The sequence below is a fragment of the Pseudomonas sp. CFBP 13711 genome (assembly GCF_014842265.1).
In the GTDB taxonomy this organism is placed as follows: domain Bacteria; phylum Pseudomonadota; class Gammaproteobacteria; order Pseudomonadales; family Pseudomonadaceae; genus Aquipseudomonas.
The window spans coordinates 18,756-45,041 of sequence record NZ_JACYVI010000001.1 but is presented as its reverse complement, the minus strand read 5'-3'; the positions used below and the strand labels follow the sequence as shown (position 1 = coordinate 45,041).

General features: G+C 59.5%; 26 protein-coding genes. 15 read left to right on the top strand and 11 right to left on the bottom strand.

Going from position 1 to position 26,286, the window contains the following annotated elements; all coding sequences use genetic code 11:
• Nucleotides 1-6 precede the first annotated feature (6 nt).
• Nucleotides 7-1,518 carry an efflux transporter outer membrane subunit gene (locus IFT47_RS00225; RefSeq protein WP_192171845.1) on the bottom strand — a complete coding sequence of 504 codons (1,512 nt, stop codon included), beginning with the start codon at nucleotides 1,516-1,518 and terminating at the stop codon, nucleotides 7-9.
• Nucleotides 1,519-1,698: 180 nt separating this feature from the next.
• Here IFT47_RS00225 and IFT47_RS00220 point away from each other — a divergent pair, with 180 nt between their 5' ends.
• A complete protein-coding gene (locus IFT47_RS00220; protein ID WP_133772022.1) occupies nucleotides 1,699-2,646 on the top strand; it encodes a LysR family transcriptional regulator in 948 nt (315 codons plus the stop codon).
• A gap of 99 nt (nucleotides 2,647-2,745) precedes the next feature.
• Nucleotides 2,746-3,720, top strand: coding sequence for a 2-hydroxyacid dehydrogenase (locus IFT47_RS00215; RefSeq protein WP_192171846.1), 975 nt, complete (start codon nucleotides 2,746-2,748; stop codon nucleotides 3,718-3,720).
• 205 nt (nucleotides 3,721-3,925) lie between these two features.
• On the opposite strand, the gene IFT47_RS00210 is transcribed toward IFT47_RS00215, so the two are convergent.
• Nucleotides 3,926-4,825 carry a DMT family transporter gene (locus tag IFT47_RS00210; protein WP_192171847.1) on the bottom strand — a complete coding sequence of 300 codons (900 nt, stop codon included), beginning with the start codon at nucleotides 4,823-4,825 and terminating at the stop codon, nucleotides 3,926-3,928.
• Nucleotides 4,826-4,959: 134 nt separating this feature from the next.
• Between IFT47_RS00210 and IFT47_RS00205 the strand changes: the two genes are divergently transcribed.
• A complete protein-coding gene (locus tag IFT47_RS00205) occupies nucleotides 4,960-5,832 on the top strand; it encodes a helix-turn-helix domain-containing protein (protein WP_192171848.1) in 873 nt (290 codons plus the stop codon).
• Nucleotides 5,833-6,016: 184 nt separating this feature from the next.
• Here IFT47_RS00205 and IFT47_RS00200 read toward each other — a convergent pair whose 3' ends face one another.
• From IFT47_RS00200 to IFT47_RS00190, 3 genes are all read right to left on the bottom strand, one after another.
• Complete coding sequence (locus IFT47_RS00200; RefSeq protein WP_342345356.1) at nucleotides 6,017-8,338, bottom strand: TonB-dependent siderophore receptor; 2,322 nt, start codon at nucleotides 8,336-8,338, stop codon at nucleotides 6,017-6,019.
• Nucleotides 8,339-8,447: 109 nt separating this feature from the next.
• A complete protein-coding gene (locus tag IFT47_RS00195; protein WP_192171849.1) occupies nucleotides 8,448-9,431 on the bottom strand; it encodes a FecR family protein in 984 nt (327 codons plus the stop codon).
• Nucleotides 9,428-10,033 carry an RNA polymerase sigma factor gene (locus tag IFT47_RS00190; RefSeq protein WP_192171850.1) on the bottom strand — a complete coding sequence of 202 codons (606 nt, stop codon included), beginning with the start codon at nucleotides 10,031-10,033 and terminating at the stop codon, nucleotides 9,428-9,430. The genes IFT47_RS00195 and IFT47_RS00190 overlap by 4 nt, the downstream gene beginning before the upstream one ends.
• Before the next feature lie 290 nt (nucleotides 10,034-10,323).
• On the opposite strand from IFT47_RS00190, the gene IFT47_RS00185 reads away from it, so the two are divergent.
• The 4 genes from IFT47_RS00185 to IFT47_RS00170 all read left to right on the top strand — a co-directional run bounded on the left by IFT47_RS00185 (nucleotide 10,324) and on the right by IFT47_RS00170 (nucleotide 12,735).
• Nucleotides 10,324-10,746, top strand: coding sequence for an HPF/RaiA family ribosome-associated protein (locus IFT47_RS00185; protein WP_065991892.1), 423 nt, complete (start codon nucleotides 10,324-10,326; stop codon nucleotides 10,744-10,746).
• Nucleotides 10,747-11,285: 539 nt separating this feature from the next.
• Nucleotides 11,286-11,615 carry a DUF3509 domain-containing protein gene (locus IFT47_RS00180; protein ID WP_192171851.1) on the top strand — a complete coding sequence of 110 codons (330 nt, stop codon included), beginning with the start codon at nucleotides 11,286-11,288 and terminating at the stop codon, nucleotides 11,613-11,615.
• A 234-nt stretch (nucleotides 11,616-11,849) separates the two neighbouring features.
• Complete coding sequence (locus tag IFT47_RS00175) at nucleotides 11,850-12,194, top strand: YXWGXW repeat-containing protein (RefSeq protein WP_122535300.1); 345 nt, start codon at nucleotides 11,850-11,852, stop codon at nucleotides 12,192-12,194.
• Nucleotides 12,195-12,453: 259 nt separating this feature from the next.
• On the top strand, nucleotides 12,454-12,735 hold the full coding sequence (locus IFT47_RS00170) for a hypothetical protein (RefSeq protein WP_192171852.1): 282 nt from the start codon (nucleotides 12,454-12,456) through the stop codon (nucleotides 12,733-12,735).
• Nucleotides 12,736-12,925: 190 nt separating this feature from the next.
• Here the strand turns inward: IFT47_RS00170 and IFT47_RS00165 are convergent, their stop codons facing one another.
• Entirely contained in the window at nucleotides 12,926-13,372 is a 447-nt protein-coding gene (locus IFT47_RS00165; RefSeq protein WP_192171853.1) for a phosphate-starvation-inducible protein PsiE, read from the bottom strand.
• Nucleotides 13,373-13,793: 421 nt separating this feature from the next.
• Here IFT47_RS00165 and IFT47_RS00160 point away from each other — a divergent pair, with 421 nt between their 5' ends.
• Nucleotides 13,794-14,060 carry a YebG family protein gene (locus IFT47_RS00160; protein ID WP_192171854.1) on the top strand — a complete coding sequence of 89 codons (267 nt, stop codon included), beginning with the start codon at nucleotides 13,794-13,796 and terminating at the stop codon, nucleotides 14,058-14,060.
• Between the two features lie 56 nt (nucleotides 14,061-14,116).
• Here IFT47_RS00160 and IFT47_RS00155 read toward each other — a convergent pair whose 3' ends face one another.
• The gene (locus IFT47_RS00155) at nucleotides 14,117-15,139 is read right to left on the bottom strand and encodes a Glu/Leu/Phe/Val dehydrogenase family protein (protein WP_192171855.1); all 1,023 of its coding nucleotides are present in this window, start codon (nucleotides 15,137-15,139) and stop codon (nucleotides 14,117-14,119) included.
• Nucleotides 15,140-15,334: 195 nt separating this feature from the next.
• On the opposite strand from IFT47_RS00155, the gene IFT47_RS00150 reads away from it, so the two are divergent.
• Nucleotides 15,335-16,135, top strand: a complete 801-nt coding sequence (locus tag IFT47_RS00150; protein ID WP_192171856.1) for a SirB1 family protein — start codon at nucleotides 15,335-15,337, stop codon at nucleotides 16,133-16,135.
• On the opposite strand, the gene IFT47_RS00145 is transcribed toward IFT47_RS00150, so the two are convergent.
• Nucleotides 16,136-19,438: a dermonecrotic toxin domain-containing protein gene (locus IFT47_RS00145; protein WP_192171857.1), complete on the bottom strand. Its 3,303-nt coding sequence runs from the start codon at nucleotides 19,436-19,438 to the stop codon at nucleotides 16,136-16,138.
• On the opposite strand from IFT47_RS00145, the gene IFT47_RS00140 reads away from it, so the two are divergent.
• Complete coding sequence (locus tag IFT47_RS00140; RefSeq protein ID WP_192171858.1) at nucleotides 19,427-19,696, top strand: hypothetical protein; 270 nt, start codon at nucleotides 19,427-19,429, stop codon at nucleotides 19,694-19,696. The two genes, IFT47_RS00145 and IFT47_RS00140, sit on opposite strands and share 12 nt — an antisense overlap.
• A 601-nt stretch (nucleotides 19,697-20,297) precedes the next feature.
• On the opposite strand, the gene IFT47_RS00135 is transcribed toward IFT47_RS00140, so the two are convergent.
• The 3 genes from IFT47_RS00135 to IFT47_RS00125 all read right to left on the bottom strand — a co-directional run bounded on the left by IFT47_RS00135 (nucleotide 20,298) and on the right by IFT47_RS00125 (nucleotide 22,580).
• Nucleotides 20,298-20,822 carry a hypothetical protein gene (locus tag IFT47_RS00135; protein ID WP_192171859.1) on the bottom strand — a complete coding sequence of 175 codons (525 nt, stop codon included), beginning with the start codon at nucleotides 20,820-20,822 and terminating at the stop codon, nucleotides 20,298-20,300.
• 184 nt (nucleotides 20,823-21,006) lie between these two features.
• Nucleotides 21,007-21,915 carry an SDR family oxidoreductase gene (locus IFT47_RS00130; RefSeq protein WP_192171860.1) on the bottom strand — a complete coding sequence of 303 codons (909 nt, stop codon included), beginning with the start codon at nucleotides 21,913-21,915 and terminating at the stop codon, nucleotides 21,007-21,009.
• A gap of 209 nt (nucleotides 21,916-22,124) precedes the next feature.
• A complete protein-coding gene (locus tag IFT47_RS00125) occupies nucleotides 22,125-22,580 on the bottom strand; it encodes a flavodoxin (RefSeq protein WP_192171861.1) in 456 nt (151 codons plus the stop codon).
• A gap of 374 nt (nucleotides 22,581-22,954) precedes the next feature.
• Here IFT47_RS00125 and IFT47_RS00120 point away from each other — a divergent pair, with 374 nt between their 5' ends.
• The 5 genes from IFT47_RS00120 to folX all read left to right on the top strand — a co-directional run bounded on the left by IFT47_RS00120 (nucleotide 22,955) and on the right by folX (nucleotide 26,212).
• Complete coding sequence (locus tag IFT47_RS00120) at nucleotides 22,955-23,560, top strand: hypothetical protein (RefSeq protein WP_192171862.1); 606 nt, start codon at nucleotides 22,955-22,957, stop codon at nucleotides 23,558-23,560.
• A gap of 187 nt (nucleotides 23,561-23,747) precedes the next feature.
• On the top strand, nucleotides 23,748-24,317 hold the full coding sequence (locus IFT47_RS00115; RefSeq protein WP_192171863.1) for an antibiotic biosynthesis monooxygenase: 570 nt from the start codon (nucleotides 23,748-23,750) through the stop codon (nucleotides 24,315-24,317).
• A gap of 228 nt (nucleotides 24,318-24,545) precedes the next feature.
• On the top strand, nucleotides 24,546-25,256 hold the full coding sequence (folM, locus tag IFT47_RS00110; protein WP_192171864.1) for a dihydromonapterin reductase: 711 nt from the start codon (nucleotides 24,546-24,548) through the stop codon (nucleotides 25,254-25,256).
• 20 nt (nucleotides 25,257-25,276) lie between these two features.
• Nucleotides 25,277-25,837, top strand: a complete 561-nt coding sequence (gene folE / locus IFT47_RS00105) for a GTP cyclohydrolase I FolE (RefSeq protein WP_192171865.1) — start codon at nucleotides 25,277-25,279, stop codon at nucleotides 25,835-25,837.
• Between the two features lie 3 nt (nucleotides 25,838-25,840).
• On the top strand, nucleotides 25,841-26,212 hold the full coding sequence (gene folX, locus IFT47_RS00100) for a dihydroneopterin triphosphate 2'-epimerase (RefSeq protein WP_065991860.1): 372 nt from the start codon (nucleotides 25,841-25,843) through the stop codon (nucleotides 26,210-26,212).
• Nucleotides 26,213-26,286: the final 74 nt, after the last annotated feature.

The following is a 26,286-nucleotide window of genomic DNA, read 5'->3' as shown; positions in this document are numbered from 1 at the left end:
AGCGCATCATTTATCGAACACCGCCAGCGACACCGGCGTTTTCGGCACAGCGGTCCTTTCCGGCGCAGGCGAATCATTGCCCGCCATCAACCCTCCCCCCAGCGCCACCACCAATTCTGCGTGCACCGTCAGGCGTTCGGCCTGGACGTGTTGCTGCACCTGCTGCTGATGAAACAACAGCGTCTGCGCGTTGAGCACATTGAGGTAATCGGTCAGGCCGCGTTTATAGGCGACCATCGCGATGTCGTAGGTTTTCTGCGCGGCGGCTACCGATTGATCGGCGAACTGTTGCTGCTTTTCCATCGACTCGCGGCGAATCAATTGATCGGAAATGCTCTTCAGCGCCATCACCAGGGTCTGGTTGTAATGCGCGACGGCTTCGTCATAACCCGCTGACGCCACACCCAGCTCCGAACGCAAACGCCCGCCGTCGAAGATCGGCAACGTGATCGCCGGGCCCACGCTGTAATTGAATTTCTTGCCGGCGAGGAATTCCAGCATGCCGCCGCCGGTGGCCATGTAACCGAGGCTGCCCATCAGATCGACGTTCGGATAAAACCCGGCATGGGCCACATCAATGCCCCGCGCCTGTGCCGCCACCCGCCAGCGACTGGCCACCACGTCCGGACGCTGCCCGAGCAGTTCGGCAGGCAACGCCGAGGGCAATTTCAATGCGGCCTTCAGCGACAGCGTAGGGCGCTGAAGACGTGCGCCCTCGCCCGGGCCTTTGCCCGCCAGCGCCGCGATCTGATTGCGGCTCAGGGCAATTGCCTCGTCCAGCGCGTCAATCTGACGATGGGTTTCGGGCAACGGGGCTTCGGCCTGGCTGACTTCGAAATGGGTGCCAATGCCGCCCTTCAAGCGACGCTGGGCCAGATCAACGATCTGCTGCTGTTGCGCGAGTGTGGCTTGGGCAATGTCACGCTGGGCGTAGTTGAGGGACAACTGGATGTACGCGCGGACGATGTTGTCCTGCAATTCCAGTTGCGCCTGACGCTCCTGAGCCGCACTCATGTGCGCCATGTCCAGCGCCTGTTCGGAGTGGTTGCTCTCCTGGCCCCACAGATCAAGGGAATAACTCAGGCCCAGCGACGCGTTGTTGTCCCACGTGCTGGTGTTCGACAGCTCACCCGGGCCGTAGAACTGATCCGTCGGCCAGTTGTGGCGTTTCAGCGTGCTGTCGCCGGAGATGTGCAGGGATTCCGCCGATTCCGCGATGCCCGCCATGGCCTTGGCCTGACGCACCCGCGCGGCAGCAATCGCCAGGCTGGGGCTGCCGAGTGCGGCCAGTTCGATCCAGCGATTGAGTTGTTCGTCGCCATAGGCGCGCCACCACTGACCGGCCGGCCAGTGGGCATCCTTGTCGGCCGCCTTGATGGCGTCGTCGGTGGCCAGCGCGTCGGGTGACAACGCTGTGCCTTGTGGGGCGATTCCGCCAGTTCCGATGCAGCCGCTGATGAGTAACGTTAAAGCCCACACACTGAGGGGCTTGAGCCCTCTGACGAGACGACGCGGCACTGCTGCATTACCTGAATGGAGGGGGAATCGATGATGCGGCGATTCTAGGGGGCGTCTAGTCCGGCGATAAGCCGGGACTTCTGCGAATCTTTGTTACCGAACAGGAGATAATCCTTTGGTATGGCTGACATGGATCAGTTACTTCATGTCACAATTTGCTATCTCACCTGAGAACGGCCAATGGACACTCTGCAAAACATGCGCGCCTTCACTTGCGTGGCGCAGGCAGGCAGCTTCACCGCTGCTGCCGCTCAATTGGACACCACCACCGCAAACGTTTCGCGCGCTGTCTCCAACCTCGAAGCCCACCTGCAAACCCGACTCCTGAACCGCACCACGCGACGCATCGCCCTGACTGAAGCGGGCAAGCGTTACCTGCTGCGCTGCGAACAGATCCTCGGTTACGTGGAAGAAGCGGAAGCCGAAGCCAGCGACGCCCATGCGCGCCCGGCCGGGCAGTTGAAAGTCCACTCAATGACCGGCGTAGGCCAGCACTATGTCATCGACGCGATTGCCCGCTACCGGCGCAATCACCCGGACGTGTCGTTCGACCTGACCATGACCAACCGCGTCCCGGACCTGCTCGAAGAGGGGTACGACGTGTCCATCGTGCTCGCCAGCGAGCTGCCGGATTCGGGCTTCGTGTCCCAGCGACTGGGCATCACTTACAGCATCGTTTGCGCCTCGCCGGCCTACATCAAGGCGTTCGGCATGGCGCATCGACCGGCCGACTTGCTCAATCACGCCTGCCTGCGTCTGGTCAGCCCAGTGTTCCCGCTGGAAAAGTGGGCGTTCGACGGCCCGGAAGGTCAGGAAACCGTGACCATCGGCAACTCGCCGTTTCTGGTGAATTCGGCCGACGCCATGCAGGCAGCGATCAGCAGCGGCATGGGCATCGGGATTCTGCCGATCTACTCGGCGATCGAAGGTTTGCGTAATGGCTCGCTGGTGCGAGTACTGCCCCAGTACCGCTCCCACGAGCTGAACCTGTACGCGATCTACCCGTCGCGGCAGTACCTGGATGCGAAGATCAAAACCTGGGTCGAGTACCTGCGCGGGTCCCTCCCGGAAATCATGGCCGCCCATGAAGCGGACCTGCAGACCCATGTGTTGCCGGAGACGGTTTAATCATCGCCCACGCGCAACGGCGGTGACCCTGCCAATCCCTCGGCAAGAATGTTAGCGTGCTACGCATTGCCCTTCTGACCTGCCGAGAGAAGCTATCCGATGAAAAAGACCGTCCTTGCCTTCAGCCGCGTGTCACCGGAAATGGCCGAGCGCCTGCAGCAAGACTTCAACGTGATCATCCCCGACCCGAAAAAGGGTGATCTGAACGCGCAGTTCAACGAAGCCCTGCCCCACAGCCACGGCATGATTGGCGCCGGTCGCAAGCTGGGCCGTGAGCAACTGGAGAATGCAAAGCAACTGGAAGTGGTGTCGAGCATTTCGGTCGGTTACGACAACTACGACGTCGGCTACCTCACCGAACGCGGGATCATGCTGACCAATACCCCCGACGTGCTGACGGAAAGCACTGCCGACTTGGGCTTCTCGCTGATCATGAGCAGCGCCCGCCGCGTCGCCGAACTGGACGCCTACACCAAGGCCGGCAACTGGAAGCGCAGCATCGAGGCGCCGCATTTCGGCACCGACGTCTACGGCAAGACGCTGGGTATCGTGGGCATGGGCAACATCGGCGCAGCGGTCGCACGACGCGGTCGTCTGGGCTTCAACATGCCCATCCTCTACAGCGGCAACAGCCGCAAGACCGCCATCGAGCAGGAACTGGGCGCGCAATTCCGTACGCTGGATCAGTTGCTGGCTGAGTCGGATTTCGTCTGTCTGGTGGTGCCACTCAGCGAAAAGACCACGCACCTGATCAGCACCCGTGAGCTATCGCTGATGAAGAAGAGCGCGATTCTGGTGAACATCGCCCGCGGTCCGATCGTCGACGAACCGGCGCTGATCAAGGCGCTGCAGGACGGCACCATTCGCGGCGCCGGTTTGGACGTGTACGAAAAAGAGCCGCTGTCTGAATCGCCGCTGTTTGCGCTGAGCAACGCGGTGACGCTGCCCCACATCGGTTCGGCGACGGACGAAACCCGCCAGGCCATGGCCGACCGCGCCTACGCAAACCTGCGCGCCGCGCTGCTGGGCGAGAAGCCGCAGGATCTGGTGAATGCGCAGGTGTGGAAGGGATGAGCGTCACAGTTCTAGTGGGAGTGAGCCCTTGTAGGAGTGAGCTTGGTCACGAAGGGGCCGGGGCAGTCAGCCTCGTTCTCTGGTGGCTCCGAGAAAGCCTTCGCGAGCAAGCTCGCTCCCACGTGAGGGTGGGCTCACTCGAGATATGATTGTTCCCACGGTCCCCGTGGGAATGCCGCTCCCGGCGCTCTGCGCCCGCTAGCCCTCACGCGAGCTTCGCGCCCACCGGCACAACCACCCTCGGCTTCCTGAACACCAGCACGTTGCCGGCCATCACCAGCACCAGCCCCATCAGCGCGGGGGCGGTCCATTGGTAGCCTTCGGCAAACGCCGACACATTCAACGCCACCACCGGGAACAGCACCGTGCAATACGCCGCGCGCTCCGGGCCCATGCGGCCGACCAGAGTGAGGTAAGCCGTAAAGCCAATCACCGAACCCGGGATTACCAGATACAGCAACGAGCCGATGTACCGCGCGTTCCACTCAAACGCGAACGGCGTGCCGCTCAGCACGCAATACACGCCCAGCATCGTCGCGCCATACAGCATGCCGTAGGCATTGGTGGTCAGCGGGCGGAGTCCGGCCTTCTGTTGCAGGCTGGAAAGCATGTTCCCCGCCGAGAAACACAGCGTGCCGAGCAGGGTCAGCGCCAGGCCGATCAAGGTCTCGCGACTGGCGCTGTGCCCGGCCAGCTCCGGCCAGAACAGGCACGCCAGACCGATCAGGCCCAACGTGCCGCCCACCGCCACGTTGCGCGCGATTTTCTGCTTGAAGAAGATCCGCGCATTGAGCGCGTTCCACAGTGTCGCAGTGGAAAACACCACCGCCACCAGACCGGTCGGGATCCACTGGCTGGCGGTGTAGAAGCACATGAAGTTGACGCAGAACAGGCACAGCCCTTGCGCCAGACAAATGAGCTGCCCGCGCCGATTGACCTTCTGCAGTTTCCCGGTCGCCAACAACAGGGCGAAGATGATCAGCGCCGCGAGGCCGAAGCGGTAGACGATCGACACCGGGATGGCGACTTCGCCCAGTTGCAGTTTCAAGGCAATCCAGGTCGTGCCCCAGATCAAAACGGTCAGCAGATACAACGTGATGTTCATGTCAGGCTCCCCAGTGAAGCCTCAGTCTGGCGGCGCGGGTCTGCACTCACTTGCAGAAACTTGCGCATTTGATCGTCGCCCCGCTGGCAGGCGGCTTGGCGCGGAGTAGGATGCGAGGCGTAGAGGAGTCCCCCATGTCGTCACTCGAAACCATCCAGGTTTTTCAATCCCTGAACAGCTCGCCCCACGCGCAACTGGAGAAATGCGCGCCCCTGGGCGACGGGGTGATGGCGGCGCTGTGGAACAACCGCCACGACGCGCAGAACTACCACGCGCCGACGCACCACACCCTGTCGTGCTACATCGACGGCGGCACCGGGACGTTCCGCCGCGATCAGCCAGACAAGAAAGGCGCCCCGGACAATATCTGCACATTGCCAGCCGGCCATCAGTCTTCCTGGGTGGTGAACGGGGAAATCCGGCTGGCGCATCTGTACATCAGCCCCGAGCAGTTCGCCCTCAATTGCGTCACGCTGCTGGATCGCGAGCCGCGCCAGCTGGCGTTGCAGGAACACACGTTTCTGGACGACTCGCTGCAGGCCGAGCGCTTTCATCGTTTGATCCGCATGGACTGGAGCGAGCCCGGCGAACGCATGCTCACCAGCAGTCTCGCCCACGAGCTGCTCGATCACATGGTCCTGCGCCAGGTGGGACTGCGCGAAGGGTTACGCTTGAAGGGCGGATTGGCGCCGCACCTGCGCCGTCAGTTGGTGGAGTTCATCGAGCTGAATCTGGCCGAGCCGTTAAGCCTTGGACAGTTGGCGGGCATGTGCGCGTTGTCGGAATACCATTTCGCACGGATGTTCCGCGAAAGCTTCGGCCTGCCACCCCACCAATACCTCCTCGCCCGACGCCTCAACCGCGCCCGGGAGCTGCTGCGCTCGACGCGCAAGCCATTTGGCGAGATCGCCCTGGAATGCGGCTTCGCCAGCGCCAGTCATTTCAGCAACCGGTTCAAACAGTCAGTCGGCGCAACGGCGAGTGAGTACCGGGCTGCGTTTCAGTAAATGCTCCTCAGTGTCACCCACTCCAACTGACCCAACCTATATCAACTGTAGGAGTGAGCTTGCTCGCGAAGGGGCCAGTACCTCCGCCGACCGCTTATTGGCCGGACCACAGCCTTCGCGAGCAAGCTCACTCCTACAGGGTTTGCGTAAATCGCCAGGACTTCGCCTCGGAAAGGGAAGACCTTCAGAACTCCAGCGTCGTCGCCATCACCACTTGCCGCGAGTCCCCCAGCGACACGAAATAACGGCTCACCGCCGAACTGTAATAGGTGCGATCAAACAGGTTCTTCACGTTCAGCTTAAACTTCACTTTCTGCCCGTCCAGACGGGTTTCGTAGGTCGCGAAGGCATCGGCGACGGTGTAGCCGGGCAGATCAAAATCATTGTCCGGATTGCCCGGGCGTTCGCCGACGTAATGGCCGCCCAAGCCCGCTCGCAAACGGTCCGCTCCCATCACCGCGCCAAAGTCGTACACCGCCGAGACCGACCCGCTGTGCCGGGGCACGTTCTGCAAGCGGTTGCCTTTCAATGTCGGGTCCTCAACCACCCAGGCATCAGTGAAGGCATAGCCGCCAATCAGGCTCCAGCGTTCTGACAGCTGCCCACTCACGTCCAGTTCCAGACCCCGCGAGCGCACCTGGCCCGCCGTCGTGTACACCGTGTCTGCGGTCAGTGAGTCAAAATTCGCCACCAGCACGTTGCGCTTTCTGATGTCGAACAGCGCCAGCGTCGCACTGATGCCATCGGACGAATCCCACTTGGCACCCATCTCCCACGCTTTCGATTCTTCGGGCGGCGTCGCCGAATCCAGCACGGTGCCGCCCGCCAGCGTGGCGGTGCTGGAGTTGGGCTTGAACGCTTCGGTGTAGCTGCCATAGAACGACAGCTCGTCGCTGTAGCGGTAGACAAGCCCCGCTCGCGGAATCCACTTTTGCCCGTTCAAATCGGTGTTGCGCATGAACGGCGAGCCTTTGCCTGCCTGCTGATCGAACACTTGATAACGCGCGCCCGTGACGAAAATCCAGCGATCGGTGAGGTGCACGGAATCCTGAGCAAACACCGAGTCAGTGCGCAAAATGTCGAGCTGATGGCTGTCCGCCGCACTGACCTGAGTACCCTCCGCTTCCTGGCCATACACCGGATTCAAATAGCTGAACGTGCTTAGGCTTTTCTGGCGAATTAACTCACCGCGCGCAATCTTGCGGTATTCGTCATCGACGCCGATCAGCAGCTCGTGCCGCATGCCGGCCAGCGAGGTGTCGCCGCTCAAGGTGAGGGTGGTGAAGCGATCGGTGCTCAGGGCGCTCCCGGTGCCGTCGATGGAGCGGGTCAGCGTCCCGGTTGCCGGATCGACGGCGGTCACGCGCACCTGGCTGGCGTCGTAGGTCTCGCGGTTGTAGCTGTAGCCGAGGTGGCCCTTCCAGTTGTCGTCGAAGGTCTGGTCGACCTCGAATCGATACAGGTCCGAGCGCCCCTCCATGTTGTTGAATGGCTCGTCCAGACGCCGGGTCGCTGGGATGTTCAATGGACGGTTGGTGCGCGGATCGATGGCCGTTCCGCGATCAAACGGCGAGAGAAATTCCCGGTGCTCGTAGGACGCCAGCACTTCGGTGCCATCGCCATACCAGGCCAGCGATGGCGCCACCAGCGACTCACGGTGCACGCCGTAATTGCGCCAGTAATCTTCGTCTTCGTGGTCAACGATCAAGCGGTAGGCCAGACCGGTTGACGCCCCTTCAACGCCATCAATGGCGCCGGTGCTATCAAGTGTTCCGCCGCTGCCGTTTTTGCCTGCGCCGTAGCTTGATCCCCGAGCTGTGAGGGCGTTGGCCGACTGCAACTGCGGGCGCTTGCTGACCACATTGATGACCCCGCCCGGGTCCTGAATCCCATACAACAGCGATGCCGGACCCTTGAGAACTTCGACGCGTTCGGCCGTGGCATTAAGGTTGCGGCCCTGCACCACCGGCATGCCGTCGCGCATGATCGAACCGTCGCGATTGTCGCCAAAACCGCGCTTCATCAGCGTGTCCTGGGTGCTGCCGAGGGTATTGCCCTGGGTCACGCCGCTTACGTTTGCCAGCGCGTCATCGAGGTTGCGCGGCGCCTGATCGCTCAACACCTGCGCCGGAACGACGCTCACCGCCTGGGGGTTTTCCAGTCGCGGGGTTGCGCTGCGCATCACCGATGTCACAGCAGGCGGCTGATAGCTGTAGGCACCGCTGCGTGTGGAATCGATCTGCGTCGCGCCAAGGGTGACCGTGCCCTCGGCGGGTCGGGATTGCAGCGTGAAGGTGTCGTCGGTGGCACGGCGGAAGGTGAGGCCAGACGTGCTCAACAGCACGCCTAACGCCTGCTCCGCACTGAACGAGCCGTTCACCGCCGGGGCATCCACGGCGTAGGGCGTTTCCTGGGTGTAAATCACGCCCCGCCCTGTCACCCGACTGAAATCCCTCAGCGCCTGGGGCAGCGGTTTGGCCGGGATCGAAAAGTCGTAGGCCGGCACGGCTGCCTGAGCGCACGCGCTCCAGACCGCTACAACCCAAACGACATACCCACTTCTCACATCGATCAACCCCGTATGAATGCGCTACACCGCAACAGCTCGCCTGTGATCAACGGATCACGATCACGCGCCCGAGCGCTTCGTACTGCTCAAAGCCAATGACGGACTTCAACGCCGCCAGCACGGCCTGCGGATCGCGGCTGGGAAAGCTGCCGCTGACGGTCTTCGCGGCCAGCTGATCGTTGAGCAACATGATTCGCCCCGGGTAATAGCGGTTCAGGTCGCTGATGACATCGGCGAGCGGCGTGCGGGAATAATTGAGCCAGCCCTGACGCCAGGCCAACTGGCTTTCGCTGTCGACAGGCTGCGGATCACTGGTGCGTTCGCGGTCATAAGTGACCCGCTGACCGGCCGTCAAAATCTGCTGCGGCGCATCGGAGGCCGCCTTTACGCCAACGCGTCCCGACAGCACGGTGACTTGCGCCCCGACGGGCTGCAACCGCACTTCGAACTGCGTGCCCAGCACCCGGGTTTCCCCGCGTCCGCCATCGACTACAAACGGCTGGCCGGTATGGGTGACCTGAAAGAATGCGGCGCCACGGCGCAACTCGACGTGCCGCTCACCCGCATCGAAATGCACGGCGATCGCGCTGTCAGCGTCCATCGTCACCTGCGAGCCGTCGGCCAGCGCCACGGTCCGGACCTGCCCCGGTGCGGACACATAATCGGCGCTCAGATCCTCTGCCCAGCGCTGCGGATTCCAGCTCATCCCGACGCTCACCATCAGCACCAGACACGCCGCCACCGCCAGCGCCGCTCCCCAGCGCGGGAGCCGTTGCAGCGTGGGCGCGTCCATTTTCCGCAACAAGGCGTCGAGCGCGGCGGCGTCCTCTTCGGCCAGGGTGGCGGCAGGCTCTTCACTGAGTTCCCACAGCACCTGGGCCTGAGCGTATGCCTCGGCATGGGCGGGGTCGGCGTGCAGCCAGCGGCTAAAACACGCCTGATCGGCGACCGTCGGTTGGTTGTGCAACACACTGAGCCAGCTCAGCGCCATGGTGTGCGGATCGGCATTTTGATCAGAAACGGCGTTCATCGACGTAAGCCCCCGGATTTCCCACCAATGGGCACAACCCGCGCGGCGTCCTCATTAACGCTCGCCTTGCAGGCCTGCAAGGCGCGCATCATGTGTTTCTCCACGGCACTCTGCGAAAGGCCCATGGCCTTGGCGATCTCGGCGTACTTGCGCCCATGGATACGATTGAGCAGGAAGATCTGCCGGGTTTTCTCCGGCAATCCGCGCAACGCCGCTTCGATGTGGCGCAGATCATTGCTCGCCTCCAGCGCCGCCTGGGGTTCGTCAGTCTCGGGCCGATGCGCGTCAGGCAGCAACTCGTCGCTGAGCCGAGCGCGAGTGCTTTCATTGCGCAGATGATCAATGGCGATATTGCCAGCGCAGCGCATCAGGTAGGTGTTGAGTTCCTCGACCTGCACCAGCGGACGCCGCCAGAACCTGAGAAACAGGTCCTGCACCAGGTCCGCCGCCGTCGCCCGGCAACCCACCCTTCGGCTGACCAGCGCCTCCATTTGCGGGCGCTGTGACAGAAACACCTCCAGAAACCGCGCGCGTGCAGCTTTCGGGGCCTCGTGGTCGAGGTCCTGACGCGCTGAGTTCAAGGACGGAGGCTGATCGATCATGGTCAGGCACTGGGTGAGAGGATGCGAGGCGCGATATTAATGATAAATATTCTCATGCGCAAAAGATGTCCGACGAATCTCGCAACAAATCTGCAGCGCCTGAAACCAGACCCTGAAAAGGCGCAGCCCAGTAAAAATGGACTTGCCGGTCGAGTTCCCGCGTCCGCGAAATATATTCTCGGTTCCAAGGGGTTGAATTGTTCGTGGATCGGCGCCAACACTGTGAATGAGGGCAGACGAAAAACACCTCGTCCAGACTCTCCCGAGCAAGCCAAAGTAAGGGAAGAACTATGCAAATCCAGGTCAACAGCGATAACCACATCGAAAACAGCGTCCGTCTGGAGGAGTGGGTACGAACCACGGTTGAAACTACGCTCGAACGATACGAAGAGGATCTGACCCGCGTTGAGGTCCACATCAACGACGAAAACGGCGATAAGCCCGGCCCCCACGACATCCGTTGCCAGATGGAAGCCCGGCCAAAAGGACACCAACCCATTTCCGTTACCCACAAGGCCGATTCGATTGATCAGGCCGTGGATGGCGCAGCGGTCAAACTGGACCACGCCCTGGAACATCTTTTCGGAAAACTGCGCGGCAACAAACGCGGCGCGGCGCCGGTGATTGAAAGCGATCTGGATGACGAGCCGGTCAGTGCTGACGCGTTGCTCGAAGAAGAATTTCTCGAGAAGGATGAAGCATTGCACGGCTGATGCAGCAGCCTTGAGACACTGAACTGCTGAATGAGGGGCGGGCCTGGAAAGGGCCCGCCCCTTCTTTTTGCGCGTTCGTTAAGCGCCGAACGTTCGCCTTGTGAGCTGCGCTAAACACGCGGCGACTTCACTGGCCAACCTTTCGCACACAAAGAACGCATGAGGCGCGCAAATGGTGCCGAGTGGGAATTATCCAAGCAGTTAGCCAGTACAAAATGGACGCATAAACCATGACCTGCTTCTCGATTCAGCGGCCCGCGGTCCACCTGTTAGGCGCATTTAAACCTTTCGTCCCTTGTGGCCCAAACCCTGCAAGCTTTGTATCGTCGAGCTTACACCTCACCTGCACGCCGCATGCTCAATAGCTCCGCGCGCAGTGACTCGCTCAATGAGACGACGTTTCAACGGACCACTGATGGATATCACCGCGACTTCAGCGAGAGCGGCCAAGGCAGGAATCATTAACCGTTGATCGGCTTCGAGAACTAAAAGGATTCACCCCCAGTCAACTTATGCAGATCGTTAACAGGTAACAGGCCATGGATAACCCTTTTCAACTGATCACTGACGCCTTCCACCCCGACTACCGGGTCAACCTGAGTATTCAGGGTCTCGACGGGACCATCATGCTGACGTTGTCGAATGAGTCAGGTGTGGTCGCCAAACGCCTGCTCAGCGCGGAGCAACGCAACTCGCCCAAGCGCCTGCGTCGTTTGATCGAGAGCATCCAGTTCGGTATCGCCATCGAACAGGGTCACAGCGCCATCAAGATCCTGGCAGCCATGACCGACGGCGACCTCAAGCAACTCTCGCCGCCGCCCACCCGAACCAGCTTCCTTAGCCGTCCGCAGCTGACTGCCGGCATCTGATTGTTCGATGCGCATGGAGTGAGGTGATCTCTGTCACCTCTCCAGCGCAGCCTCTTCTGGGCATCATTGTTGATGCGCCCTGCCCCCGCCAATGATCGCCGATTCCCCTCTAAGTCCCGCCGATTCAGCCCCCAGACAGAAAGCACCTGTTACAACAAACCTGTAGCAAGCCGGCTGCCCCGTTACACAACTGAACGGCGAGCAGCAGAGTCTGGACAAGTCTGAGGTGACGATATGTCTCTACGATACATAGCGCTGATTGGCGCGCTGGCCCTGGCGACCGGGTGCGTGGAAGAAAGAGTGGTACACGAACGTCGAGTGGTCGACCGACCCGCACCCCGCGCCGAGTATGTCGAAGTCGTCGCCCCGCAAGCGCCGCCCGTGCGCGTCATCGAAGAAGAACCGGCCCCGCGCCCGGGCTACATCTGGTCCCGCGGCTACTGGCGCTGGAACGGCAACCGCTACGTCGCCGAGCACGGCCACTGGGAAGCGGTACGGCCGGGCTATCGCTATCAACATCCGTACTGGGAAAGCCGAGGCGATGGCTGGCATTACCATGTTGGGGTGTGGGTGAATTAACGAACTGCCGCACGCAAAAATGCCCCGCTGAGACGGGGCATTTTTTATGGGTCTGCTAGTGGATAGGTCACCGCAGAACTGTTTGGTAATCGCAAGCGGTGCTCATCAGGACGCGCTGGATTTTTCGTAAACAAGACCGCATCAAACGCAGCATTTGGGCGATACCACGAGAACAAGAGGGAGGGAGCATTAGGTTGTGCCTGATCAGCTAAAGTAGCCTGCAGCAAAGCACTGGCGAAATGGGTAATCGGGAGCGAGTATGGATATTCAAGCGTTAAGAAAAGCCGCTATCGAGTTGCGAAACCAACTGGAACTGCATAAAGCAAAAGAAACTGCAGCACTCGCTTTGTACCAACACATGGAGCATTTAATATCGGCCGCCGAACGAGGTGAGATCACTAGCCAAGTCGAAGCACGAGACATACCAGGCCATCGAATTATGGATGAATCAAACCTCCGAAAATATCGCGATCTTTCTGAAGCTTACAGCAATTTTAAGTCGAACTTATCGAAGGTCGCGGCTCGGATACGCTCAAGATGATTGAAGAAATCATGAAAAAGGCCAGGAAGTAATCCCAGCCCGTCTGGTAATGCGTATGGATGGGAAACGCCGTCGCCACGCCCCTGTCCCCAGTCCTCGGCGTTGGCCGCTAAACGCATACATACCAAAAGCCAAGACCTATGCCAGGCAATCGATAGATGAGTCCTAAACAATAAGGACTCACCCATCCCTACTCCACTTTCTCCTGCACCGACGGATACCTCGACGAGGAATACCTGACGACCAGAATCGAGAACGCCAGCAACAGCACGCCGCCACAGACGTAGATAATCCCCAGATCAGGCGCTTTGTGATGTGACACGTCGCTGATCAACAAGCGAATCAAAGCGGTCACCCCGATGTACAGCAAGAACCGCAGGGGCATGTGGTTGGTCTTGAAATAAATCCCGACCATCGCGCCCAATTCGAGGTAGATGAACAACAGCAAAATATCATCTACGGCGATGAACTCCTGCCCGAGCATGCCGATGAAGGCTTTAATCGCGGCGTAAGCGGTCACTGCGCCAATGCCGAACAGCGCCAGATAGTGAAACGCTTCAACGGCCAAATTACCCAGGCTGTTGGCGCCGCCATGCAGCTTGGCCCGCATCCGATCTGCCCATTTCACACCACCCATCCCTCACCTCCCCTGACCCAACCAAAACTGTTCATAACGAGCGCTGCGATTCAGCGCAGCGGTGGATCTGTCGACGCAGGGCTAAAGCCGCATTGATGTTCACGATGTACTTCCTTGAGTGACCCGGACCGGATAATGCTGCGCGCGCATGACGGTTTGCTCGTGCGCGGGATGTCCAAGGGCAAGCATTAATAGGGCCATCGGCTAAGGTTGAGAACGTGACCAGATGTCGCAAGGCCGCGCATGGCGAAAAAAGTGAGCGCGCACCCCCTACCCAAGCTGCGGCGATTCACCTATGCTGCGTACTGTATAAATAAACAGTAAAAAGACGGAGTACGCTGTCTTTGCATCATCCGTCGGCCGAAGCGTTGAGCGCCCGGGCTGATCCCTTACAACTCTGGAAATGACGACGAGGCCAACAATGGCTGTTGAAACCCTTTACCGCAGTACCCGTGATTTGGAGACTACGTTCGTGGACCGCAAACTCGCCGATGCCCATGATCAGATGCTGGAACTGGCCGAACTGCTCACCGATGTGCTGATGAAGAACGTCGCCGGCCTCTCCGAAAAACACGCCGAAGACGCCAGTATTTTCATGGCAAAAAACCGCGCCGTCTTCGCTGCCGCGTTCAAGAGCAATGCCCTGGCCCTCAACGAGTTGGCACCCGCGGCGGAGCCGGAAGAGTAATCATGCCAACGGCTTCCGCTTCAGAAAGTTGAATGCAGGTTTGACACGAAAGCGATTCAGTCCATGTCCAGCAGCCGCTCTGCCAGCTCATCTGCGACGCGCGCGGGTGAGCGCTTTTCAGCTTGCGCATGGGCGAACACTTCGGTCAGCCGCGTGCCTATCTGGGACAGATGCGCAGTGATGGTCCCCGGGCTTTGCCCCTGATGATGCAGCGCGACATAGATCAAACCGCCGGAATTGATCACGTAATCCGGGGCATACAGAATGCCGCGGGCTTCCAGTTGGTCGGCAATGGCGGCGCAGCTCAGCTGGTTATTGGCGCCGCCCGCCACTGCAGCGCAACGCAACTTGGTCACACTGTGGCTGTTGAGTACGCCGCCCAGCCCGCACGGCGCAAGAATGTCGCAAGGCGTACTGAGGAGTGCTTCGCTGGCAATCGGCTTGGCGCCCAATTGCTCCATGGCGAGCTGCACCTTGCCGCTGTCCAGATCAGCTACCAACAACTCAGCGCCCGCGGCATGCAGTTGCTCGGCGAGCGCGTAACCCACATGCCCCAATCCCTGAATCGCCACGCGCAAACCTTCCAGATTGTCGCTGCCCAGTCTTGCCATGGCCGTGGTCCGAATCCCGGCGTACAACCCTAGCGCGGTGTGCGCAGACGGATCGCCGACCGCCGTGGTGCTGGTGACGTGCGGGGTGAATTGGGCAATGCAGTCCATGTCCTCTCTGGAAGTGCCGCTGTCCATGGCCGTGACGTAACGGCCGTCGAGGGTCTGCACGAACCGCCCGAACGCCTCGAACAAGGCAGCTCGATCAGGCACATGGGCCGGACGCATGATCACCGCCGTTCCCCCACCCAGTGACAACCCGGCAAGCACAGCTTTGTAACTCATGTTCCTTGCCAGCTGAATGGCATCCTCGATGGCGCTCTCTTCGTTTGGATAGGAGAGGTAGCGACAGCCCCCCATCGCCGGGCCTTTGCGGCTGCTGTGGATCGCAATCACCGCCTTCAGGCCGGTGAGGGGTTCAACCATCATGTGCAGTGATTGCACGCGTGAGCTTTGCATGAGAGCGAACATGGGCACTGCTCCCCTTTTTCGTACTGGCGAGTATAGGCGCTGGTTGAAAAAAAGAAGGCCGACCCGTGGGGATCCGGACGACGGACTGCCATTCAACGTGCCCGATGAATCAATGCTGGACGAAGGCGGCAGCCAGGGATAAAACAGAGCCATCCGTTAACTCTTCTTAGCCGTCATATCCTGCCGGAGAGGTCGATGAATCCGCGCCAGCAATGCATTGCCTGTCTAGGACGCAATCCGCCGTCCACGTTCGAAGCCGCTGCGTGGATCGCCAGGGAGGACGGCCAGGTTGATTTCCAGGTTATCCGCGACCAGCTCACCGCGCTGGAACGTAGTGTCAGCGCAGCCCTTCCTTTATTGCCGGCTGCGGAGCTTGCCCAGCCATTGCTGCGGCAACTGGCGACGCTGGGATTTCAGCAGGACGATGCTGCCCAGCCCAAACCCCAGGCTGCCCTGATTCACAAAGTGCTTGAACGTCGTCGCGGTCAACCGCTGGGGCTGGCGTTGATTGCGCTGGAAATAGCCAAACGGCTGGAAATCCCGCTCGAGGGTGTTAACTTCCCCGGTCACTTTCTGCTGCGTGTGCCCGGTGCCGACCATACGCTGGACCCTTGTGGCGGGCGCAGGCTTTACCCAAAAGACTGTCGTGAGTTGCTGCTGCGCCAGTTCGGTGCAGACATGCAGCTCAAGGCCGAGCACATGAAAACCGCAACGCCAGCGGCAATGCTGCAGCGGCTGTCGCGAAACCTGCGGTACCTGCATCAGCTAAACGACGACTTGCTCGCCGCACTCAAGGACGCGACTCGTGTGATGGAGCTGGGCCAGGCCAACACCAGCGATTACCTCGCTCGTGCCACCCTGTACCAGCATCTGGAGTGCCCGCAGGCCGAGCGTTTCGACCTGGAGCATGCGTTGATGTTGAGCGAGGACCCGGTCCAACGGGTGCGGCTCACTCAACGGTTGGTTCAGCTGCCCGGAATGGGCGCGCTGCACTGATTATCGGAACCGCGGCACACTGCCCGACGATGGTTTTGCCGCCTTGCCCAAGCGCTTCAGTTTCTCGGCCTTGCGGATCTTGCGGACCTGTTTGGCCGTTTTGAACGCTCCGAATGCAGCCTTCATGAAGTAGCCCCTGGCGCGCGCACGGTCGCCATCCTGATACGCACGGATTCCGCGGAAGAGATCAACGCCAGCGTGAATCGCCGTCCAGACCAGCTTCGTCATCGGGTTCAAGCCAGCCAGCTGGCCGCCGTATTTACGGACGAAGGTATACGTATTGAGCAACCTTCGCTCATTGACACTCTCGGTCTGGGTGTCGATATCCACGATCAAGTGCTGCACCGCAATCCCATGCAAGCCCTGTAGTGTCACCGGCGCCGACTGAGAAACCTTATAGGGCTTGCCGTCGACGACGGGCGACATCTCAAGCTTTTGCATCAACGTTCCGATGATGCGCTGAGCGCCGTAATAGACCTGATCATAGTAATAACGGCTCATGCCGGGGCGGGACACAGAGCGAACAACGTCATCCTCCTGGCGGAACAAATAGCCATCGGGCGCACCCGGTGTGTAGACCAGCGTTCCCAGGCGAGCGTTGGCTTCATCCGGCTTGAAAACGTAGATATTGGCAAAGGATTTGTACGCCATGATCAGCAGATGAAGTGTCCCCGGCGCCTGAATGTTGTTCCCGACGATACTGCTGTCGAGACCCGTGACCATCCGCACAAGCCAGTTGTACTGATCAGCGTCAAGCCGGCCTGCGGCGTACTCAATCAACGCGTCACGCCGCAGTTCACAGTGGGTTTTGCGCGCGAACAAGGCGCGCACTCTGGCCGGCGGGGAATTGGTGAGGTCCCACGTGTGCTGGCGCAGTTTTTTGATGTACTCATCGGCATAGTTGGAACTGCGGATCATCTCGTCTACGAAGTCACCCGAGAGCGCGGAGACATCCTGGCCAATCGACGAATACACGGCGGCATCGGGATCAAAGTCGTATTCCTCTTCCGAGTACCCGACCATGAACAGGTCCGTCAGGCATCTGAGCGTGGTGTAGCGACCAAAATCCGGTTCACTCTCGCTAGCGTTGTCCTCGACGTCGAAAAACACAGTGTCCGGGTCGATACGTCCCGGCACCCCGGACGCCTTGAGATGCCTGTCGATCAAACGCTCGCATTCGCGGCGGGCAGCTTCGCGCCAAGGCGTGATTCCGAACTCATCGTAGGCTTTGTTCAATGCTGCAACCCGATGGGCCAGCACCACCTGCGCCATCCGGTGTTGCTCGGTGACGTGCTGCAGCCGCCCACTGGAGACAATCTGATTGCGGGCCAGCATTTGCTCGACCTTGTAATGGCTCAAGCTCGACAGCGCGTCGTTGAAAGAGGCGGCGTTGACGGCGACTAACTGGACGCTGTCGCTAGACCACTGCGAAGGCTTCAGCCGGATGCTTTCGATGTACGGCACGACGTGCTGGTCTGGATTGACGACGGTCTGATCGAGCAGGTACTGCGCACCGCGCGCGTTACCCGTCCAACTGCCGACTTCAAGGGACAGCTTGCGCCAGGTGTCGAAGTCGAATATCTCGCGACCATTTGGCTGACCCGGTGCGTACAGCACATAAAACTCGTCATCTCCGTTGATCTCACTGATGACGACCACATCTTCCAATCGCCGATTGCCGCCTTTGAGGTAAAGGGCGCCAACCTTTATCGAAGGGCTGCCGGCAAGGTTCGACTGCACTTGCTCGATCAAGGCGAGACCACGATCCGAAATATGCCCTTGCAGTTTCGCTGCCCAGGCACTCAACGCGATGTTGCTGGCGCGCAACGCGCTCATGGCATCCAAGGTGCTTTGGTCGCGGTACCGACGTTCTACTTCGCTCCCGTAACGCTGCTTCAAATTGAGCTCTCGCACCAATCGGCACACGAAATCGAAATTCAGGCGTAAGTGAGAGTAAGCGGGATCGACCTCGATACTCGGGCCCAGATTGAGGTCTGTGTCTGGCATACCGTCGAGTGCGAATCCCAAGAGAGTGTTGGTGTAAACAGTCTTCAGCGGCGCGTCGGCGAACTGCATTTCATCGGGCAGATGGATCGTCACTGTGGACGGGTCAAGGGTGTAACCCAGACGCTCGATCAAATAGGCCGCGATTTCTTCCCGCGCGAAGACTTCGGGTGTCTCGATGCCAGCCAACTGGGTATGCATTCGAGCTTCACAAACCGACTGCTCCTCTGCGAGCGCGTCGTAGCGCTGACGATCTGTCGGCGCGGCGAACCGCAGCCATTCCGGCAGACGCCGCTCATGCACGAATGCCAGCAGGCCCAGATAGCGAACATTCAGGGCCTGCTCCAGATCGTCCAGACGGCTCACGTCGTCGAACATCTGCAACAGGGCATCCGGGTCGCCACTGCTCAACGGCGCCTGGGCACGCAAGTAGTCGAAGTCTTTCAGCTGTTTTTCGCGAAGGCTGGCGACGTAGCGGGCCGCCGGTTTTTCTTTCATCAGCGAATAGTCGAGGTGCACAGCAACCGCCGAATGGTCGGCAAGCAGAATTTGATGTTCGAGCGAGAGATAACCCAGCAGCAGATCGCGTGAGTCGTTCTGAATCAGGCGCTGCTTGAACTCAGCTTCCATCGCGTCGAGCGTTGCGAACTCCTCCACCCCGCCATAGGGACTGAACAGATAGACGGCGGCATCAGGGCCATCGGAAACCAGCGGCATGACATCGACGTCTTTGGCAGTCGCTACGTAGACCCCGATCAATGGCAGCACTGCGCCGTCCGATGTGCGCAATGACAGCGCATAACGGCCCTTGCAGTCGGGGGAATCGACAACGCTCAGCAGGCGGTTCTTTTCTTGAGTGTCGAGCTCTCGGGTGCCGACGGTCAAAGCGATGGCGTGGCTAAGCACCCACGACTGCAAAGTCTCGAAGACTTCACCGCGTGTGCCACGGACGGCGTCCTCACAGGGGATTCGGGTGAAAGTTTGCTCGTCCACAGCCCAGTAATGATCGAAAGTGAACTTGAAAAAGCCGGGCAGCCTTTTCAGCAGATCAGGCAACATGTCTCTGATTGCGCCGATGTCCAGGCCTGGCAGTCCATATGCAGCGTGAGCGGAGTCTCTTCGCGTCGACAACACCGCTTGTTGATGATCAAGGTGAGCGGTGTCTCCGATGAACGCACGCAACAGAGTCTCGGTCAGCGAGAGCGGTGCCGGATCGGATCCTCCAGGATTGTTTCTGTGAATGAACACCGCGTCAGGGTTGGGAAATCGTGTCACGCGACCCAGTGCTTGCGTCAGCATCTGCCTGGCGGCCAGACGTACGGTCGGGGCTTCGCGCAAATGCGCAATCAGCAACGCAGACAGCTCGCCTTCGTTATTGGCGTGATCGAGCAGCGAACCCGCTTTCTGATGGGGATGATTTTTGAAAAAGTGATCAGACATCTCTACAGCTCCAAGATGACCGCCCGCGCCACAAAGGCATCCAGCCAAAGTGTGAAATACGTGGGCAATCCGAAAGAGCTGTCATCTAAACCGCTGAGTCGCAGATCGATGGGATAACTATTGATAGCGATGGGCGAGACCAGCCGACCCATGAAGCAGGAAAAAAGAGCGTTTCCTGCGACCCCGTTGCGAGGTCCTACTGTTGCTGTGGCTGTAAAACTGCTTGTCACAAAGCACGCTGTTTCGGTTTCAACAAACCCCTTAACCTTCGCGGCCTCTGAGCAGCCCACTGGCCCTTGAATGGCTTGAGGATGCGCTCGACCGTCGTCACCGACGTTGTGTTTTGAAGCTCCTGGATTCAACGTCTTATTTGGCCGCTGCGATTGCAGCGGCTTTTTTTTGCTTTGGACTCAGGACACTTTCCGGATGCCTTTCATGCTTGCGATGGTCCATCCTTCCGCTCAAAAACAAAGCTCAGAAAGATCCCACAGCGTTTCTAGCGACATTCCTAAACAGCTTCAAGGGGGAAGTTGGTCTTCGGTGACTGGTAAAACGTACGATCCATCAGGCTTGTTCGGTGCTGGCACATTCCGACTGGTACTCGATAACGTACAAAGTCCTGTGCCGACGCGTTACTCAGGAAGTTTCGTGGTCCCCATGTAACAGCTGAAGGCCGGGGGGCACATCGGTTGTGCCCCTGGCTGCGCACTCATATACCTCAGGCGCGAATATTCACCAATGAGCGCTCGCGAGGACGCTTTGCATGTTCCTCCAGTGCCATCAGCACAGAAACGGCGGTGTTCAGATCCACCACGGCGCCCTTCGCCATTTCATTGCCTTGCTTGATAGAATCCTGCAGTCGATCGAATTGCTGGGTGAAGAACTCATACGCATTGACCACCTCATCCATATTAATCTCGTTTCCTAGCGCATCGAACTTGACATTGATGCTAGACATAGAGCCAATAAGGTCTCCATCGATAATTCCTTGCTCGGCCAGTAGAACGCCGATGTCCATCAGTTGCCTGTTACTGGTCTTACGAGGATCAAATCCAGCCAGATTGATGTTCAAGCCCTCCAGCTTTTTAACATCAGGAATGCTCTTGTCCGCCCAGTACTGACGCACCTTCTGCTTTACCGCCTCCTCTTGAGGATTAAGGCCGGAGCGCACGTTAAATTGTTTGTCCGGGACAGCGCTGTAGACCCTCAGCCGCTCCTGCACTTTGCTCAAATTGCCAATCATAAAACCTCCTGAAAATCGGTTGATCCTCAGGCATGTCGGGCGACTCGTGGCGGGGTTTAGGCTGAAAAAGTGAAGACGGAATCATTGCCTCATTCAGAGACCGTTCCTACATCGCGACAAATAACGCTCCTACAAAAACGGCCAGTCGATCACTCGAACTGGCCGCTTATCGATCAAAGTACGATCAGGCAAATTTCTGCAGATTGGCCATCATTTCCTTGAGCGCTTCGACGTTGTCAGCCGGATACACCGCATCGCTAAAGTCACTGATCGTTTGCCACTGCGCCGCGACGTCTTCCGGTGAAAAGCCTGCATGTGGGTCGAAGCCGGCGCCCAGGCTGCGCTCCCAACGGACTTTGCCGATCCAGCCGCCGCCCACTTCATACAGGCCGGCGCTGTCGTGGCACTGCTCGCTGCCCAGGTACACCACCAGTGGGCTGACCAACTCGGGCTTGAGCAGATCGAACACACTGGCGGGGATCAAGCCTTCCGTCATGCGCGTGCCACCGGTGGGCGCGATGGCGTTGACCAGGATATTGTTTTTGCGCCCTTCGACCGCGAGCGTGCGCGTCAGCCCGTACAGGCCGAGCTTGGCCATGCCGTAGTTGGCCTGACCGAAGTTGCCGTAAATGCCGGAAGTGGACGAGGTGAAAATGATGCGGCCGTAATTCTGGTCCCGCAGGTGGGGCCAGGCCGCGCGGGTGACTTTGTAGGCCCCTTCAACATGCACGCGGTAAACCAGATCCCAGTCGGCATCTTCCATTTTGGCGAAGCTTTTGTCGCGCAGGATGCCGGCGTTGTTAACCACAACGTCGACGCGGCCGAAGGCATCGAGGGCGTTCTGGACGATCTTGTCGCCGTCGGTGACCGAATCATGATTGGCAACCGCCTCGCCGCCCGCTTCACGGATTTCCGCGACCACTCGATCCGCCGCTGAAGCATTGGCACCTTCGCCATGGGCCGAACCGCCGAGGTCGTTGACGATCACGCGCGCGCCATGTTGCGCGAACAGCAGCGCGTGAGCTCGCCCCAATCCGCCGCCCGCACCGGTGACGATTACCACTTTGTCTTCAAAACGTACGGACTCACTCATGCTGCTCTCCCAATGATGATGCCGACTTTGCCACCGCTGTCCTTAACTAATCAGGCGTCAGCAGCGGCAATAGCGGGCGAAACAGTCATCGAGTGTCAACGACTCGCTGCCGGGTCACAATCAACACAATACCCGCTGAATGGTGATCAATAATGTTGGGGGATGGCTGGTCATGCCTTGATCGGGACGGGTCGCAGTCAGCGCGCCACTCAGCTATTCAACTGCCCGATGAACGCTGCCAGCCAGGGCTCGGCGTCGCTTTCCGGCGTCACGGTTTCGCTGGCATCCAGTCGCAGCATTTCCTGCACCTCGCGGATCCCAAGCTCGCCAAACAGCTCGCGCATCAACTCGCCGCCCGCACAAAACGTGTCGCCGTAACTCGCATCGCCCAAGGCGATCACACCACCGGGCAGCCCACGCCATGCAGCAGGCAGCACGTCGCGGATTTGGTGGTAGAGCGGCTGAAGGTTGTCCGGCAGCTCGCCCATCCCCGTGGTCGAGGTCACTGCCAGCAGAGCCTGCGGCCCAAAGGTTTGCAAATCGGCCAGGGTGGCGCGTGGGTTGAACAGCACCTCGTACCCTGCATCCTTGATGATCTGTTGGGCGTGGCGGGCGACCTCTTCAGCCGAGCCATATACCGAGCCCGCAATAATCGCGACTTTCATGGGTTAATCCTGTGACCGGTAAAAATTGTGCGGCATTATGCCTCAGCGCGGCGGCATGTCTTGAACTGCCGACCTTGCGAAGCCAGACGGCAAGCCTAGTGATCAGCGCGCCGTTGATCCAAATGACTTTCAACGATGCTGGAAATTTCCTGTCCTATCTGTGCTTCTGTACTACCTTCAAATTGGCACTCCAGTTCATAAGACCCACTGGCCATACGCCCGACGGAAAGGAGTCGAGTTAAATGCCGAACGGGCGCAAGCTCGGCTGGAGAATGAAATCTTGAAGGGGTAACATCTGGCAACTGACGAACGGTCGCAACCTAAACGCGAACCATCTGTCTGCTCTCTCAATAACCGGTTAATCGAGCTTGACCATGCAGCGCGACAACATCCTCACGCCTGATGAACTGGAGTTTATCCAGAACATGCAGCACAACCCCACGCTGAATGTGCGCGACAAATCCAGCAGTCTGGTGGTTAACGGCGGTGTGCAGATTCAGGATCTGCTGACTCGCCTCGCCGCTCATGAGCAAGTCACGATTCAGGCTCAATTCGATAATCAGCAAATGACCTTCCCACTGCATCTGGTGGAGGACGAATTTCATGCGCTGCATCTGGAGCTGGGTGCGCCGAGCATCTTTGAAGAAGGCCCGCGCATTCGCCCATGGCGCCTGATACTGCCCGAGCCGATGCCTCTGGAAACGCAAAGGGGCTCGCCCACCGCGCTTTGGGTGCATGAGGTTTCCTTCAAAGGCATCCTGCTGGAAATGCGCAAACAGACCAAGCCGCCAAAATCTTTCGCTGCCTGGTTCAGTCCGGAGGGCTATGTGCCTATCGCGCTGCGCGGCACTTTCGAACGCTTGACCCAGCATGGGTTGGCTGCTTATCGATTGAGCCAGAACAGCAAGAAAGACACCGAGCGCCTGCGTCAGTACATTCTTCAGGAACACCGCAAGATTCACCCCTCGATGCACCTCTAGGATTGCCTGATCCGGCGATCCTTCGCGACAGCTCTCCCCTTCCGACAAACACCTCTGGCTTTATCGCAGGTTTCAGGAATAATCCTTGCTTGCTTTTTCCAGTGAAGCTGACGCATCGCCACCACCCCGGCGCCGCGTCATGTGATTTCCCTACCCGGGAACCTCACTTGTTTATCGGAGATACACAATGTCTACCTCACCCGTCACGCTGATGGTTGCCCGTCGCGTCGCCCATGGCCGCTATCAGGAACTGATTGCCTGGCTGCATGAAGGCGAACAACTCGCTACAGACTTCCCCGGCTATCTAGGGTCAGGCGTGCTCGCTCCGCCGCCCGGGGATGATGAATTCCAGATTATTTTCCGCTTCGCCGATGAAGCCACCATGCACGCCTGGGAGCATTCTGCCTCCCGACGCTCCTGGCTGGTGCGCGGCAGTGGTCTGTTTGCCAAAAATTCCGTGCACCGGGTGAGCGGCATCGACGGCTGGTTTGGCGCCGTGGGTCAGCGCCCGCCGCGCTGGAAGCAGGCCGTTGCCATCTGGCTGGCATTCTTTCCGGTGTCGCTGATCTTCAACTTCGCGCTGGGGCCGCTGCTCGGTCAGCTGGAGCTGTTCCCGCGCATCATGATCAGCACCTTGATCCTCACGCCATTGATGGTGTTCTGGTTCATCCCGCTGTCGACCCATCTGTTGGCGGGGTGGCTGCACAGCAACACGCCTGCACCGGTCGGCTCGACCGAGCCCGCCTCCACGCGCTAGCTTCCGGCGAAGGGCGCTGATCAGGGGCGCTCACACCCACCCGCGATGAAATGTCACAGCGAAGCGCCTATCAAAAACATGTACATTTTTCCGCGCTTGTACAAGTATCGACCGTTGGGGTAACTTTGCCCGACGGTCGTTTTCGATGGCGCAATGCGAGCACCCACTGTTCGTCATTCAGCACCGATTCGCCAGACCTCCCTCCCCGTTGATGAATGCGTGAAGACCATGGCCCGCTTCCCCGCCCCTGTATTGATCACCGGTGCCAGCCAGCGTGTCGGCCTGTATTGCGCCGAGCGTCTGTTGGCGGAAGGCCAGCCTGTGATTATCACTTACCGCAGCGAGCGGCCGGGCGTGCAGCATTTAAAGGCGCTGGGCGCTGTGGTGCTTCAAGCTGATTTTTCTTCGGAGACGAGCATCCTGGATTTCGTCGCCCGACTCCGGGAGCAGACCGACAGCCTGAGGGCTATCGTGCACAACGCGTCAGACTGGCTGGCCGAGACGCCAGGGGACGAAGCGGGTGTGTTCATGCAAATGTTCAGTGTGCACATGCTGGCGCCCTACCTCATCAATCTGCACTGCGCCGAGTTGTTGCGGCGCTCGGAGCCGGCCGACATTATTCACATCAGCGACGACGTCACGCGCAAGGGCAGCAGCAAGCACATCGCTTACAGCGCCAGCAAGGCAGGCCTGGAAAACCTGACCCTGTCCTTCGCCGCCAGGTTTGCACCTCATATCAAGGTCAATGGCATCGCCCCGGCCATGCTGATGTTTCAACCCGACGACGACGCGGCATACCGTGCACGCACACTGGAAAAATCGGCGCTGGGGATCGAACCCGGCGCCGAGGTGATTTACCAGAGCCTGCGCTATCTGCTGGATAACCCCTACGTCACCGGCACCACTCTGACCGTAAACGGCGGACGGCACGTCAAGTAAGCCGCCCCGAGGAACCATTGATGACCCTGTCACTGCCACAGCATTACCGTGAAATCCTCGTCGGCCTGGGTGAAGATCCTGAACGCGAAGGCCTGCTGGATACGCCCAAGCGCGCCGCCAAGGCAATGCAATACCTGTGTCATGGCTACGAGCAGACGCTGGAAGAGATCGTCAACGGCGCGCTGTTTGCGTCCGAGAGCGACGAGATGGTGATCGTCAAGGACATCGAGCTGTACTCGCTGTGCGAGCATCACCTGCTGCCTTTCATCGGCAAGGCTCACGTGGCTTACATTCCTACCGGAAAAGTCCTGGGTCTGTCGAAGATCGCGCGCATCGTCGACATGTACGCGCGGCGGCTGCAGATTCAGGAAAGCCTGACGCGGCAGATCGCCGATGCGATTCAGGACGTGACCAAGGCCGCAGGCGTGGCCGTGGTGATCGAGGCTCAACACATGTGCATGATGATGCGCGGCGTTGAAAAGCAGAACTCGACCATGAACACCTCGGTGATGCTCGGCGCCTTCCGCGAATCGACCACGACCCGCATGGAATTTCTGCAATTGATCGGACGGAGCAAGTAGTCCATGGCAAGACTCGAACCCGGTACCGCACGCATAAGGGTCAAAGACCTGTGCCTGCGTACGTTTATCGGCATCAACGAAGCCGAAATCCTCAACAAGCAGGACGTGCTGATCAACCTGACGATCCTGTACGCGGCACAGGAAGCGGTGCGCGACAACGACATCGATCACGCGCTGAACTACCGGACCATCACAAAGGCGATCATCCAGCACGTGGAAAGCAACCGCTTTGCCCTGCTCGAGCGCCTGACGCAGGAAGTGCTCGACCTGGTGATGACCCATGAAGCGGTGCAATACGCCGAAGTCGAAGTCGACAAACCCCACGCGCTGCGTTTCGCCGAATCGGTGTCGATCACCCTGGCGGCGGCACGCTGATCCACTGGGCTTGCCGTTGCAGACGCACGCTTGCCCGGCCTGGCCGCCACTCTTATCATCCGCCCATCTTTAAT